The sequence below is a fragment of the Shewanella sp. SM69 genome, assembly GCF_025653985.1.
Classification (GTDB): Bacteria; Pseudomonadota; Gammaproteobacteria; order Enterobacterales; family Shewanellaceae; genus Shewanella; species Shewanella oncorhynchi.
In genome coordinates this window covers 1-14,498 of record NZ_JAKKRV010000010.1, presented here as the reverse complement: position 1 = coordinate 14,498, position 14,498 = coordinate 1, and the positions used below count along the sequence as shown (strand labels likewise).

At 44.6% G+C, this 14,498-nt stretch carries 10 protein-coding genes and 1 pseudogene; 5 read left to right on the top strand and 6 right to left on the bottom strand.

Annotated features, from left to right (window positions below; translation table 11 throughout):
• The first annotated feature begins 54 nt into the window (after positions 1-54).
• A complete protein-coding gene (locus L5M37_RS14120) occupies positions 55-342 on the top strand; it encodes a helix-hairpin-helix domain-containing protein (protein WP_131524228.1) in 288 nt (95 codons plus the stop codon).
• 11 nt (positions 343-353) lie between these two features.
• On the opposite strand, the gene L5M37_RS14115 is transcribed toward L5M37_RS14120, so the two are convergent.
• The 4 genes from L5M37_RS14115 to L5M37_RS14100 all read right to left on the bottom strand — a co-directional run bounded on the left by L5M37_RS14115 (position 354) and on the right by L5M37_RS14100 (position 4,280).
• Positions 354-1,436: an AI-2E family transporter gene (locus tag L5M37_RS14115; RefSeq protein WP_113939224.1), complete on the bottom strand. Its 1,083-nt coding sequence runs from the start codon at positions 1,434-1,436 to the stop codon at positions 354-356.
• A gap of 225 nt (positions 1,437-1,661) precedes the next feature.
• Positions 1,662-2,579 (bottom strand): TlpA family protein disulfide reductase, encoded by a 918-nt coding sequence (locus tag L5M37_RS14110; protein ID WP_263200900.1) that lies wholly within the window; start codon positions 2,577-2,579, stop codon positions 1,662-1,664.
• Positions 2,580-2,800: 221 nt separating this feature from the next.
• The gene (locus L5M37_RS14105) at positions 2,801-3,850 is read right to left on the bottom strand and encodes an NAD(P)H-dependent flavin oxidoreductase (RefSeq protein WP_263200899.1); all 1,050 of its coding nucleotides are present in this window, start codon (positions 3,848-3,850) and stop codon (positions 2,801-2,803) included.
• A gap of 34 nt (positions 3,851-3,884) precedes the next feature.
• A complete protein-coding gene (locus L5M37_RS14100; protein ID WP_198572000.1) occupies positions 3,885-4,280 on the bottom strand; it encodes a VOC family protein in 396 nt (131 codons plus the stop codon).
• A 332-nt stretch (positions 4,281-4,612) separates the two neighbouring features.
• On the opposite strand from L5M37_RS14100, the gene torT reads away from it, so the two are divergent.
• Positions 4,613-5,686 carry a TMAO reductase system periplasmic protein TorT gene (gene torT, locus L5M37_RS14095; RefSeq protein WP_263200897.1) on the top strand — a complete coding sequence of 358 codons (1,074 nt, stop codon included), beginning with the start codon at positions 4,613-4,615 and terminating at the stop codon, positions 5,684-5,686.
• Between the two features lie 6 nt (positions 5,687-5,692).
• Here the strand turns inward: torT and ubiA are convergent, their stop codons facing one another.
• Together ubiA and uvrD are read right to left on the bottom strand one after the other, a co-directional pair.
• Positions 5,693-6,553, bottom strand: a complete 861-nt coding sequence (gene ubiA / locus L5M37_RS14090; RefSeq protein ID WP_263148572.1) for a 4-hydroxybenzoate octaprenyltransferase — start codon at positions 6,551-6,553, stop codon at positions 5,693-5,695.
• A gap of 138 nt (positions 6,554-6,691) precedes the next feature.
• On the bottom strand, positions 6,692-8,860 hold the full coding sequence (gene uvrD / locus L5M37_RS14085) for a DNA helicase II (RefSeq protein WP_263200894.1): 2,169 nt from the start codon (positions 8,858-8,860) through the stop codon (positions 6,692-6,694).
• 944 nt (positions 8,861-9,804) lie between these two features.
• Here uvrD and L5M37_RS14080 point away from each other — a divergent pair.
• From L5M37_RS14080 to L5M37_RS14070, 3 genes and pseudogenes are all read left to right on the top strand, one after another.
• The gene (locus tag L5M37_RS14080; RefSeq protein WP_263200893.1) at positions 9,805-11,250 is read left to right on the top strand and encodes a hypothetical protein; all 1,446 of its coding nucleotides are present in this window, start codon (positions 9,805-9,807) and stop codon (positions 11,248-11,250) included.
• Between the two features lie 32 nt (positions 11,251-11,282).
• The gene (locus L5M37_RS14075; protein WP_263200891.1) at positions 11,283-14,114 is read left to right on the top strand and encodes a DEAD/DEAH box helicase; all 2,832 of its coding nucleotides are present in this window, start codon (positions 11,283-11,285) and stop codon (positions 14,112-14,114) included.
• Positions 14,115-14,396: 282 nt separating this feature from the next.
• Positions 14,397-14,498: pseudogene (locus L5M37_RS14070) on the top strand (IS110 family transposase); the annotation flags it as partial.

The following is a 14,498-nucleotide window of genomic DNA, read 5'->3' as shown; positions in this document are numbered from 1 at the left end:
GCGATTATCCAGCAGTAATGACTTTTCAGCGTGTGTTTTAACGAGGCAATCCGTATGAATCCAGCAAAAGTCGTGCGTGCTGAGGTTAAGCAATTGACTGATTTACCAAATATTGGCAAAGCCTGTGCGGCGGATTTACGTTTGCTTGGCATAGATAAGCCTGAGCAGTTGTTAGATAGAAACCCCTACGAGCTGTATCAAACGCTGTGCGACAAAACGGGCAAAAGACACGACCCCTGTATGCTCGATGTGTTTATCTCCATCACCCGTTTTATGGCAGGTGAAGATCCTAAACCTTGGTGGTTTTACACCGATGAGCGCAAAAATACCTTAGAGAAATGATGCTTTAGCGACTATCTATCCGCCTGTTTATCCAATGGTATCGTTTCGGGCTCTTCCCTTAACCACTCACGCCAAATGGCCACCAGCAGGGCCATCAATACTGGACCAACAAACAAACCGACAAAACCCATGGTTTTTACGCCGCCGATCAGACCGAAAAAAGTCGGTAAGAAAGGCAATTTAATCGGCCCACCGACAAGATTAGGCCTTAAGGTTTTATCGACAATAAACAGCTCTATGCTGCCCCAAAGAAACAAGCCGACACCCGCCGTCATATCGCCAGTGCCGACAAGATAGAGTGAAATCAAGGTAAACATGGTTGGCGCGCCGCCGGGAACCAAGGCCATAAAGGCGGTTAACACTCCAAAAGCCACGGCCGAAGGTACTCCCGCAATCCAATAGGCAATCCCCAGCACTATACCTTCACCAATTGCGATAAGCGTCATACCTATCACGGTAGAACTGACTGTTGCAGGCACCACACGGGAAAAACTATGCCAGCGAGCAGGCAGCACTCGCTCACCCACGATATCCAACTGTTTAGCCACTTGCGGACCATCTTTATAGAGGAAAAACAAAGTGATCAGCATAAAAAGTAAGGTCAATAACAACCCTAAAGTATTCCAACCCAATTGCAGCACCCAACGGGAAATGCCACTCAAATTCTGGCCACTAATGGCACTGATAATTTGGCCTAATTCATGGGGTTCACCAATAAACTGCTGCCATTGCAGGGTTAACCATTCGCCCATCCAAGGCAAGTCTTTGATCCACAAGGGCACGGGCGAACCATGTTGGTTAGTAAACACCAACCAATCAACCCAAGTTCTAATCTCTTGTAACGCATAGGAAAATACAAACACCAGCGGAATAATCAGCCCGAGCACAATACAACACAGGGCAATGGTTGCCGCCAACGCCGAGCGACCACCGCATTTTGCCAATAGTTTTTGATAGAGAGGCCAACTTGAAAAACACACAATCAATGCAGCTAAGGCGGGCACTAAAAAATCGATAAAAAAGAATACGCCAGCACACAAGAGCAAAACCAACAAACTACGACCAATAGCGGCATTACTGAAAATCGGCGTCATAGTGCTAAAACCCCCCACAATAAAATTCAACGGTAAAATGGAAAACACTCTGCATTACACCAAACAAGGTTAACGCTTAACCAACTCGTTCTACGAATCAGTTTATTGCGCAGTGCTTCCCATGGGCAATGACTTTAACACCGAATATTGAGCTGTGTATCTATTCAATCTTTGAAGACAAAAGGCCTTTGGATATCTATCAAAGGCCTAACATTTGGAATGAGCTTATTGAGCCGAAAGCTGCTCAACTACTTTCTCTGGCTGGCTAAAATCGGTAATACGCTGAATAACTTTACCATCCTTAACCCACAGTAAAGTAGGAATATTGCGGATTTTAAAATGATTAAATAACACACCTAATTCATCAATACTAAAATCGACTTGAGTTTGATAAAGCTGCTTAAAATCTTCGAGCGCTTTATTGTCTGTCCACAAATGATTGACCACACCGTGCCACGCTTTATTAGGCACTTTTTGCGCGAGATTATTTAAACCTTTTTGAACGGTAATACACTCTTTAGACATTTCTGGGCGGCTATCAGCCAAATACCAATCACACCATGTTGCGGTAAAAAAAAGTAAATGCTCACCTTGTTCCCAAGGTTTCAGTAACTTAGCTGTTTGTTCGGCACTGGGTGCCTCCGTTGTCTGCGCAGTCAACTCTTGGCCATTCGCCAACATATCGATAAATTTATCTAAATTGGCATCAGACTCATGGCTAGTGTAAACCACATCACCAGCACGATTGATTAATACACTATAGGGTGTGCCGACCAAACCTAAAGCCACACCCAGCTCGCCTTCATTATCCAACCACACGGGCATAGTGAGCCCGAAACGTGCGATAACATCAGCAATCTTAGGCTGCTCTTCATTAATATTGATATTCAGTGCGACGATATTAATCTTGTCCTGATATTTCTTCTGCAGGGCTTCAAAATGCGGCATTTGCTCCATACAAGGTTGGCACCAGGTCGCCCAAAACTTTAGGTATATCGGCTTGTCACCCGCAACACTGGCTAAAGTCACTTGCTGCTGATCTGGATAGGTTTTAAGTGCGATATCTTGATAGGCTTTATTGCCAGCAAACGTAGCAAAACTCATAACGGCAAGGCACATAACAATGATTTGACGTAACAACATAGTGTTTTCCTTAAATCTATAGAACACTCGCACCCACGACTATGGGGCGAGTGATTTGCAGCCATTTGTACAGAAAAAACATAATTAAAAAGAAGCGGCAATCTCACCAACAACCAACCTTTAAACGACGAGTATAAACTAACAAGCCGCTAATTTAGCTATATTAAATGTAAGCCTTGATGAGCATAAAAATGAGTATTAATAACCTATCCAACAATATCTTAGACCATCAAACCTAACGCCAATTGCCTCGTCAGTTCTGCGGCGGGAATCGCCTGACAGCCGGTTGCATTTTGGCCACACCAAAGTGGGCTAAAATCACCAAATCCTTGTTGTTCAGCGGCGCTTCGCAATACTGCGACGGCGCTTGAGGCGAGCGGGAAATCCGGTGCGGCATTATTGATGGGGCCAAGTTCTGCCATAAAACGATTCATAATTCCACGGGCGGGTCGACCAGTAAATAAGTTAGTCAGAGCCGTATGCTGCGCTGCCTCACTTTGCAGGGCGGCGCGGTGAATATCACTGGTGGTACATTCGGGACAGAGTAAATATGCCGTCCCCACTTGCACCGCCGAAGCGCCCATCGCCATAGCGGCGCGCACTGTCTTGGCGTCGACTATGCCACCCGCTGCAATAACAGGAATATCAACGGCGGTAATGATTTGCGGCAATAGACTAAAAGTGCCTAATTGCTCGGTTAAATCATCGGATAAAAAATGCCCCCTGTGACCTCCGGCCTCTAAACCCTGCGCAATAATGGCATCCGCACCACGCGCTTCAAGCCATAGGGCTTCTTCTACAGTTGTCGCTGTCGAAATGATTTTTGAACCCCAAGACTTTATCTCCAGCAACAAATCTTCATTCGGTAAGCCAAAATGAAAACTCACCACCTCAGGTTTAAATTTAGCTAACACTGCAGCCTGGGTGCTGGTATATGGCGCGCGTTGCGCCCCCACGGTTTGGCTATCAGGATTGACACCCAACTCAGAAAAATAAGGCGCGAGTTGATTAAGCCATGCGGCTTGTTTCGCTGCTTGCGGTTCAGGTTCGTGATGACAAAAGAAGTTTACATTGATGGGCTTAGTCGTCTGGGTGCGAATATGTGTCAAGGCGGTATCTAAGGCTTCGAGGGATAACATGGCGCAGGGCAAAGATCCCAACGCCCCCGCTTGCGACACTGCTATCGCTAAGGCACTGCCCTGAACACCCGCCATCGGCGCTTGAATAATTGGCAATTCGATTCCAAATAATCGGGTTAACTGGCACGGCATACATCACCTCCTTTGACTTGTTATCACTTGATGCTCAATCCTGATATGGCCCCGCGGCTAAACGGTGGGAGATCCACCACAGATTGCCCACGGGATCCCGCACTCCACCTTGGCGATCGCCATAGGGCATATTCGCCACTTCCATCACTAATTCACCCGCAGAGGCGAGTGCCTGAGCCACCGTTTTATCAGCATTTTCCACATATAAATAATAGGATGCGGGCATAGGCGTAAAAGCTTCGCTCGCCTCACTCAACATAAATAAACAGTCGCCGATTTGCATCTGTGCATTAGCTATTTTGCCATCAGCCCGACGGGAAATATGTAGCGCTTTAGCATCAAAGGCTTGCTGTAAAAAAACCACTAAACTATCGGCATCAGCGATCATCATATACGGGCTAACCCGTGCAAATCCTGACGGAATAAACATAACGATTCCTTGTTACCTAAGCATGAAATTGATCATAAAAAACCACTATAAGCCAATGACTATAGACTAAGCACTATGGCAAAAACCAGCTGTGGCAATTAAGCCTTAAGCGTGAAATGTAAACTTAAGCATTCAGTGAACAAGTCAAAGCGTAAAGCCTGCTAATGTAAGACGACCCTACAATTTCAACCACTCTGCAGCCCATCATAAAAGTACCATAACACTTCATGGCACTGGTTATTAAGAATAAATCAGCTTTATTTAGCATCGACTTAGCAACTATGGATCATTCATCTATGCTTAATCTATTGTTAACTTAACATGATGATCCTATGCACTTTACTGCATTCTTCGCTTACTCCCTCAGGATTTGCCTCACCTTAATCCTCTATAGTTTCGCCTTTGCAGTGCAGGCAACTTGGTATCCCGCCGATGTGATTGCTGATGGCAAAAAAACGGCATACACACCACTCACTCAAGCTAATAAACCATGGCGGATCTGCGCCTTACTTCCCCATGGTAAAGACCAATATTGGTGGGGCGTCGCCTTTGGGTTATCGCAGGAAGCCGAACGCCAAGGTGTAACTCTCGGCATTTATGATGCTGGAGGATATGACAATATTGAGCAACAAAAACAACAACTCTATGATTGCCAAGCCCTCAAAGCTCAAGCCTATATTATTGCTGCGAATACGGCTGATGGACTGATTGCGGATATCGAACAACTCTCTGCTGCGGGCATTCCTGTTATTGATTTAGTGAATGGTATCGCGACCGACAAACTCACGAGTCGCTCCTTAGTCAGCTTTGAAGATATGTCTGCGGCAGCGATTGAGTATATTGCATCGCAGCAACGAGACCCTGTCGATAAAGCGCCTGCGAAACTTAAAGTTGCCTGGTTTCCAGGGCCTAAGGACGCCTCTTGGGTTATGGCGGCGGAACAAGGATTTAGGCGGGCGGCAGCTAAACAAGAGTTCGACACAATTGAAGGCGGTTACGGCACGACTGAGTTATTTGTTCAAGCGGATTTAGTGCGAAAAGTACTTGCAAAACAAAGCGTAGATTATGTGATCGCCAATGCAGTTGCCGCCACTTTCGCGGCGCGCTATTTAGACGGGCGTAGGAATAAAACGGGAAAAGTCATCGCGTTCTACTCGAATGCACAGACCATAGAATTAGTGCAGAAAAAACAGTTACTCGCGACGGTCAGCGACTCACCAGTATTGCAGGCTCGGATTGCCATCGATCTCGCAATACGCGCACTCGAAGGTGCGCCTTATCCCCACAAAGTGAGCCCAGTTATCAAGGTTATCTCCCAAGACAACATCCACCAGATTGATTTAGAACAAATATTAGCGCCACAGAATCAGTGGATGATCCATCAGGATCTTCCACAACAAAAATGATGCTCACTAAACTAAATAATCGGCGCCCAGCCCAACAAATAATGCGAGTCCAGCCCAATTGTTATTGAGAAACGCTTTAAAACAAGGGGCTCGTTCGCGATCAAAGATCAGCATTTGCTGGTAAGTACTAAAGCCGACAAAAGTCAGTAAACCTAGGCCATAGAGTAAACCACGATCGGCACTCCAACCGGCGGCGATAAAACAAGCCAGCGCAGCAAGCTGAAATAAACCTATGATTTGGCGGTCATATTTACCGAACAAAATTGCAGTGGATTTAATGCCCACCTTTAAATCATCATCCCTATCGACCATGGCATACATGGTATCGTAGGCGACAGTCCAAAACCAATTGGCCGCAAATAACCACCAAGCCTCGATGGGCACTTCACCCGTCTGCGCGGCGTAAGCCATAGGGATAGACCAACTCCACACCACGCCTAGAAACATCTGCGGCATATTGGTGATGCGTTTAGTGAAGGGATAAATGATCGTGAGGATAATACCAACAACGGATAATTTAACCACTAATCCATTGAGTAATAGGACTAAACCAAAAGCAGATAAACCTAAAACGACGAACAGTATCAAGGCTTCTTTCGTGCTGATTTCGCCACTGGCCAGCGGCCGAGATTTAGTGCGTTCCACAAAAGAGTCGAGGTCGCGATCGGCATAGTCGTTAATAATGCAGCCACAGGCACGCATGATCACCACGCCAATAATAAAGATGATCAATACCTTAAAATCGGGCATACCACCCGCCGCTAACATCAGCGCCATCAAGCATGGCCACATCAACAATAGCGTACCTATGGGACGGTCGATTCGAGTAAGACGGGAATAGACATCCCACTTCTGCTTTAAATTCATTAACTAGGTACTCCCAATACCCTCAAGTTTCCACTCGGTTTCAGGATTAGCATCATATACCCATGCTTCTCCCGATGCGAATTTACGCCCTAAAAGCGTGTCATAAAAAGCTGACATTCATCACGTTCAGGGCTGGTATTAAAGCGCCTCTAACCGAGCGTAAGCCACCACTAACCACTTGCTGCCAAAGTCAGTAAAGCTCACTTGTACTCGCCCTTGGGCACCGCTGCCCTCAAAGTTGGTCACTTTACCTTCACCAAATTTAGGGTGATTGACTCGTTGGCCGACGTTAAAACCGGTATCGTTTGTCGCAGCCGATTTTGGGGCGCTAAAACGATTATTCGCCATCGGCGTTGAAACCTGCGCCTTAAGACGAATTTCATCCACATATTGCGGCGGGATCTCTTTGATAAAACGCGACGGCCGAGCGTAATCTTCGCGGCCATAAATGCGCCGCGATTCCGCATAGGTAATGTAGAGTTTTTCCATGGCGCGGGTCATGCCCACATAGCAGAGACGGCGTTCTTCATCGAGTCTATCGCCCTCTTCGAGCGCCATTTTACTCGGGAAGATCCCTTCTTCGACCCCCGCCATGAACACCATAGTGAACTCTAACCCTTTGGCAGAATGCAGTGTCATTAGCTGCACCGCATCGGTAAAGGCATCGGCTTGGCCTTCGCCCGCTTCGAGCGCCGCGTGGGAGAGGAAACCGTTAAGTTCGCCCATGTCCTCTAGCTCTTCTGGCATTTCGAAGGTACGTGCCGCTGTGACGAGTTCTTCTAAGTTTTCGATTCTAGCGTGGGCTTTTTCACCCTTTTCGGCCTCATACATGGCCTTAAGACCCGAAGCTTGGATCACAGTATCGGCCATGCGATACAGCACCATATCTTGGGTGTCTTCACGCATCGTCATGATTAAGTCCATGAAACCACGCACAGAATTTGCTGCGCGGCCCGCGAGCACTTTCTCGTCGAGTAAACGCACACTCGCCTGCCACAGGGTTAACTCATGCTGGCGCGCGGTGGAGCGCAAAATATCTAAAGTGCGATCGCCAATGCCACGGGGCGGCGTATTCACTACACGCTCAAACGCTGCATCGTCGTCTTTGTTATTAATCAGCCGCAGGTAACCCATAGCATCTTTAATTTCTTGGCGTTCGAAGAAGCGTAAACCGCCGTAAATGCGATAGGCTAAGCCTTTGTGTAACAAGGCTTCTTCCAATACCCGCGATTGAGCGTTAGAACGATATAAAATCGCACAATCACTAAGGTTGCCGCCCTTTTCGTGCCAATCATTAATTCGACCGACGATAAAGCGCGCCTCGTCCATTTCATTAAAGGCGCAATAGAGCGAAATCGGATCGCCATCGGCTTCATCCGTCCATAACTCTTTCCCCATACGCTCTGGGTTGTTGGCGATCAAGGCGTTGGACGCTTTAAGAATATTGCCCTTCGAGCGATAGTTTTGCTCGAGGCGAATCGTGGTCGCCGTCGGGAAATCTTTTAAGAATCTATGTAGGTTTTCAACCTGAGCACCGCGCCAACCGTAAATCGATTGGTCGTCATCACCGACTATCATCACATTGGCGGTTTGACCGGCAAGCACGCGGATCCACGCATATTGGATCGCGTTGGTATCTTGGAACTCATCCACCAAAATATGCTTGAATCTGTCTTGATAATGGGCCAATAAGTGCGGTTTATTGAGCCATAACTCATGGGCACGTAATAGGATTTCGGCAAAGTCGACTAAACCCGCGCGGTCACAAGACTCTTGGTAAACCTGATAGATTTTTAGCAGATTTTGCTCAAGCGGAAAACCGCCCGCATCGATATGTTTAGGGCGTAATCCTTGGTCTTTTTTACCATTGATATAACCCTGAGCTTGGCGTGGAGGATATTGTTTCTCATCCAAATTCAGGCTTTTAAGAATACGTTTGATCAAGCGCACTTGATCGTCAGAATCGAGGATTTGGAAGCTTTGCGGTAAACCCGCATCTTGGAAGTGAGTGCGTAACAAGCGATGCGCCAAGCCGTGGAAAGTCCCAATCCACATGCGGCCCATATTGGTGCCAGCGACTTTTTCAACTCGCTCGCGCATCTCAGCCGCAGCTTTATTGGTAAACGTCACCGCAAGAATCGAGTAAGGACTCTGCTGTTCAACCTGCATCAGCCACGCAATGCGGTGGGTCAACACCCGAGTTTTACCACTGCCCGCGCCCGCCAACACTAACATGCTAGATTGCGGTGCCGCGACAGCCTCGCGCTGCTTATCATTCAGGCCGTCTAGTAAAGAAGATACGTCCATTCTCGCCTCCAAAAAATCGAGGAGGCATTATAACAGAAGAAAACCCGCCTGCGCGTTTGATCCACAAGACAAGAGCCACACCTTGATTTGCACTTAAGTTGTAATGACTAAATTGATTAAGCACTGTCATTCCAGTGACTCGCCATTAACTCATCCCTGAGGGCTCGACGACGGCATCCATGCCGCCAACGGTCACCTCCATGATAGTGCTTAATCCTATTAACCTTTGCGTAACTCTGCCAGCTAGTAAAGACGCTAGATACACAGGTGTGTTTTGTATACTCTTATCGTTCTGAACGTGGGGCGAATGAAAACGCTAATGGATAACTCCGGCAGCATGTAAAAAAGGGTTTAATTTGAGGCAAGCTAGTAATTATTTGAATTTACTAACAATATAGTTATCTTCCGGCCAAAAAGTGTTTAAATCTTAAGCTTAAGCGGTGGTAAGAGGCTTAATTGCCGAGTGTCGCACTTCGAAGTTAAATTCGGGAGTAAGCGCTTTAGTAACCTTTTGGTGATTAGCTTGATTCATCAATTCAAATTTTCTGATAACTAATCTATCAGTTAAAAATTTGTTATCACCATCTCAAAATATTAGATCCACCTTTGCCTATCTGAATCAATCTGATACTGTGAAACGATTAAAATAAAGTCAATATGTTGGATTGAGCTCGACAACTTAAAGATGAACTTAATTTGCTGAAACTAAGGATTAGAGCTGGTGGCATCACTCAGAGAGTTCTAAATTTTTGGTTTTCTCGAAGAGTATGATCACTTGTTTGTTTATCTTGTCCATCAAACGAAACATGCACTCTTATAAAAGCTTTACTCAAGCTAGGTGAATAATAATGCGGCATATCGCGGTGCTCACACAAATAAAAGCTGATAAAGCTAATCCTGTTCAAAAAGAGTCTGGTCGGGACTAGGATTAAGGATATAACGCAATGGAGAGCGGTAACCCCAAGGACGAGATGTTAATCCGACAAGTCAAAAGTGCTATCGCTGGCCATGATTTTAAGCGTGCTAGGAAGGTATTAGAGTATTACTTGTATGAAGAAACTGGAACTCCTCGAATCTGGGAGTTTTACGGAAACATTTTAAAAAAGCTTGGAAAACTGGATAAAGCGAGAGACGCATTTCTACGTCGTGATGAATTACGGCGTGATGACTTCGTTTTCGAACCAACTGTTGATGAATACATTCATGCAGCTGACCTCGATTACCTTGATAATCAGCAACTTAACTATACACATGATCAATATGTTTACGGTATGGAGGAGCAAGTAGCTCCGATTTTTTCAAGTGAACATTCTAGCCTCGTTAATGAACAGCCACATACATCGTCAATTTACGTTAATAACGGATCAATTCCTCAGGAAGCAAACACTTCGGATGCAGTATCACTACACTTCGGTGAGCAGCCTGTTGAAGATGATATTAAGGATGAAATTTCTACAGTAACGTTCGAAGTAAATGACGAAGTCACTTTTAATGATTGCGCCGAAATCGACGCTGGTAGTGCGGTGGATGATGTAATCACTATCGACATGTGCAGCGACGCAGATCGATATTCGGATATTTATGATGTTGCTACAGATCCTGCCGCAGAGTTGTTATTAGATTTGGTTATTGGGGTAAATGACAACTATTTTATTGACCCAGATGATTTAATTGAAAGCGAAGCTGAATCAGCTGACTTTTACGCTGAAGACCATATCACGATAGAGCAACGCGCTGTTCAGCTAGCCGCGGCGTTTATTGCTCGTCATAACTGGCCCCATTCAACACTGGATTTACTCACTGATATCTTCTCGGTGAAATCTTATGGTGCGGTTGTGAAATTTCTTAACTTCTATGCTGATGCAGGGATGCAACCGGAGGTATTAAGATCTGCGAAGTTTTTGCGAGATACTTGGCAGCAGCTTTCCAAATATTGGATTAATTTTTATCGTAATGGGGAAAGTGACGCCAATTACAGCAATTTCAGTTGGGCACAAAGTTTGCGCTTTGTGACAATTGTTTCACAATGTCAAAACGGCTTATCTGATGATGATGTGTTTTTAGAGAATCTGGATAGTATTTATGACCGTTGGTTCAATAGTCAATCACTGAGGCGTTCTTACCGCGCATTTGCAAAATATCTTAATGCCACGCTCGATCAGTTAGAAAAAGATGATGTTTTATATGAGTATGAGGCTGGTTTTGGCTCAATGTGTACTGCGCGTGAGTTAGATTTTTCTGACATTGGTGATATTGATTTTAATGACCAAGAATTGATCCGAGAATTGGAATTATACGGCTATTCAATTGAACGTAGTGAATTCAGAAATATGCGTTTTTGCCAAGATGTTATTTATGATGATGAATATTATCAGCTAAATCGAAATTAGACTGATGATATAGCTGACAGGGAACACAGAATATGAACAGTTGCGCTCCATCTCCAGGGTGTTGGGTTAGTCAAAAATTACCTAATGGCACTATTCGAACTGGCATTGTAGAAAAGCAGACCGTTGATGGTGAGCTTATTACATTGAAGGTACTATGGTTGCCTGAACATAAAAGAACGTTTGTTCGACCTGCGGAAGTTAATTCGGGTTTTAGACTGGGTACAGACGTGATGTTGGCAATTGATGACCTCTATTCGTTTGGTGAAGGGGTTATTATTCAAAGTCGAAGTGCTAATGGTACTACACAGCATTTGGTTGAGTTTCCAGAAAGCAACGAGAGGCGCTGGCTTCCCTATTTTGCCTTGAGACAAATCAAAGGGGTAAAACATGCATATGTCGTTGGTTCTCAATCAGAAGGAAATGTAGCAGAACGTTTTCGGTTGAAAACTTTGGCCCATGCGTTGCGCAATTGGAATGAAAACACTGGTGCACTTTCTAGTTTAGATATTGATCCGTTGCCGCATCAAATTCATTTAGTGCATCGCATCTTGAATTCAGGAAGTTTGGACTGGCTAATTGCTGATGATGTTGGCTTAGGGAAGACAATTGAAACAGGTATGTTGCTGTATGCATTACAACAGCGAGGACAAGCCAAAAGAATTTTGCTTATTACTCCTGCTGGTCTTACTCGTCAGTGGCAGGAGGAGATGCACGATAAGTTTGGATTGGGAGATTTTCAAATATATGGTCATAGTTTCCATATTCATGAGCCTCGTGAATGGAAAATGCACGACCATGTAATTGCATCCATTGATAAGTTGAAACAAGAGTCACACTTGGAATTGCTCCTACAAGCGGACGCTTGGGATCTGGTGGTGTTTGATGAGGCGCATCGGCTTTCTCGTCGGCAATATGGTCTTCACTATGACACTTCTGAACGTTTTAATTTGGCGCATAGTTTGAGAAGATCAAAAAAGGCTCGCTCGATACTACTGCTAACAGCAACACCTCACCAAGGCATGCAGGATAAGTTCATTTCTTTACTTGAGTTGTTAAGACCAGATAGAAAGAACGAATTTGCTTTGCTTTCATTAAAACCTGTATTGCTTCAGGACATGGTAATACGGAACTACAAGGCCGATGTTACTGACGCTGAAGGAAACTTCGTATTCCACGGCAAATCAACCATTGCTTTAGAAGTGCCAGTCAATCAGCAATCTATTGATTTTGATCAGGCGCTGCAAGATTACTTACGCAAAGGCTATCAAGCGGGAAAAAATAAGGGCTATTCGGGGAATGCGATTGGCTTTGTAATGACGGTTTATCGAAAGCTTGCAGCGTCAAGTGTTGCAGCTATCCGAAGGGCACTATATCGCCGACTTAGCCGATTAGAAAACGATGTTTTAGATGAAATTATTCAGTCTAATTTTGTCGAAGATGAACGTTTTCAAGGTGAATTAGAAGAGTTTACAGTTAGTTCTGACCAAGATAGTCGTGAAGAGTTCTTTGATGGTGAGATTGAGCTTCTAAAATTACTGATCACTAGAGTTGAAAAGTTAATAAATCATGATGACAAACTATCGCGCTTTATGGATACGTTGTTAAAGCAGCTTCTCAAAGATAATCCGAATGAAAAAATTCTAATTTTCTCAGAATACAGAGCAACCCAAGAATACATCAAAGAAGCTATCACAGGTCAGTTTGGTGACGATAAAGTTGTGCTATTGCACGGTGGTATGTCTCATGATGAAAGACGAGACGTTATCTGGCAGTTTGATAATGAAGTGCAATTCTTAATCTCAACTGAGGCGGGTGGCGAAGGTATTAACCTGCAGCAACATTGTCACACCATGGTCAACTATGATTTGCCATGGAACCCAATGCGACTTGTTCAACGAATAGGCCGTTTGTATCGATATGGTCAGCAGAAGAAAGTCGTTGTGCTTAACGTAAACTCACCGGGAACTGTTGATGAACAAATTATCGCTTTAATGTATCAGCGTATTGAACAGGTTGTTAGTGACATGGCTGCAGTGCAAGGTGATGAATTTAATGATGCGTTAAAAGACGACATTCTCGGTGAAGTCTCTAATCTTTTGGACCTAGAGGAAATTCTTGAGCAAGCTTCTGCTGGTGGAATTGAACGCACTGAGGAAAGGATTAAAGAAGCACTTGAACGTGCGAAAAATGCGACAAATTTACAGCGTGATCTATTTAAATACGTTTCGCGCTATAACCCTGAAGATTTAGCAAACGAATTAATAATAACAACAGCTCATCAACTGTCGTTTATTGAAGGAATGTGCAAGCAGTTAAATATCGAAATAGTTAAGCGGATACATGATGACAAGGTACTCCAATTGAGGTTACCAGATAGCGTCATGAATGAGTTAGGAACTCGATCCAGTGCCCTCGATATTACTGTATACCGCGATATGGCAAGAAGTCGCAAGAGCACGGTAATGATGGATATGAACGCGTCTTTAATGCAGCTATTTGTTCGAACAGCATGTAGTTTTAGCTTCGGAGGTAAGACAGCATCCGTTTGTGCTCGCAATTTAAGTGGTGAATCGTTTATTACCGCAAATTTGAGATGGCAAGATGTTTATGGAAGACGCATGAAACAAGATTTTGCAGCCTTCTTTATTCAGGGTGGGCGAGTTTATCAGAATCCTAAAATCCTAGGTGACTGGTTTTTAGAAGAAGCTGAGACTAGCAACGTTATCCCCACCAGAGACGTAAATGAACAGTGGTTTCAATTGGTCGAGCGAGCAGCACATAAAGTACTTAACGCCTCATCTGAAATCAATATGATACCGGATCATGTGGATTGGGTTAGTGGAGCATGGTTGGATAATAAATAGATAAAAATGAACAACCTCAAATGAAAATCGATAAATGTCGAGCTTATGAGAGTTTATTGAGGGGTGAAACAGAACATCAACAACTCTTTAATGCTTTAAGTGACCAATCAGACAACTCAAAATCGACGGAATACGCATCCCCTCGGAGTTGCCGCAGGGCGAATAGACAAATTGCGTGAGTCTCGCCATGGATAATGGAATGGACCCATCCACTTTAAATCGGCCTCGCAATGGGCCACGATGTAGTCGCTAAAACTCATCAGAAAGAGGACGGGTCCACCTATGAAGATTACTACAATCGGTTTAGATATCGCAAAGTCTGTTTTTCATGCTGTTGGCGTCGATAAAGCGGGCAAGTTAATCAAAAAGAAAATGCTTAGACGC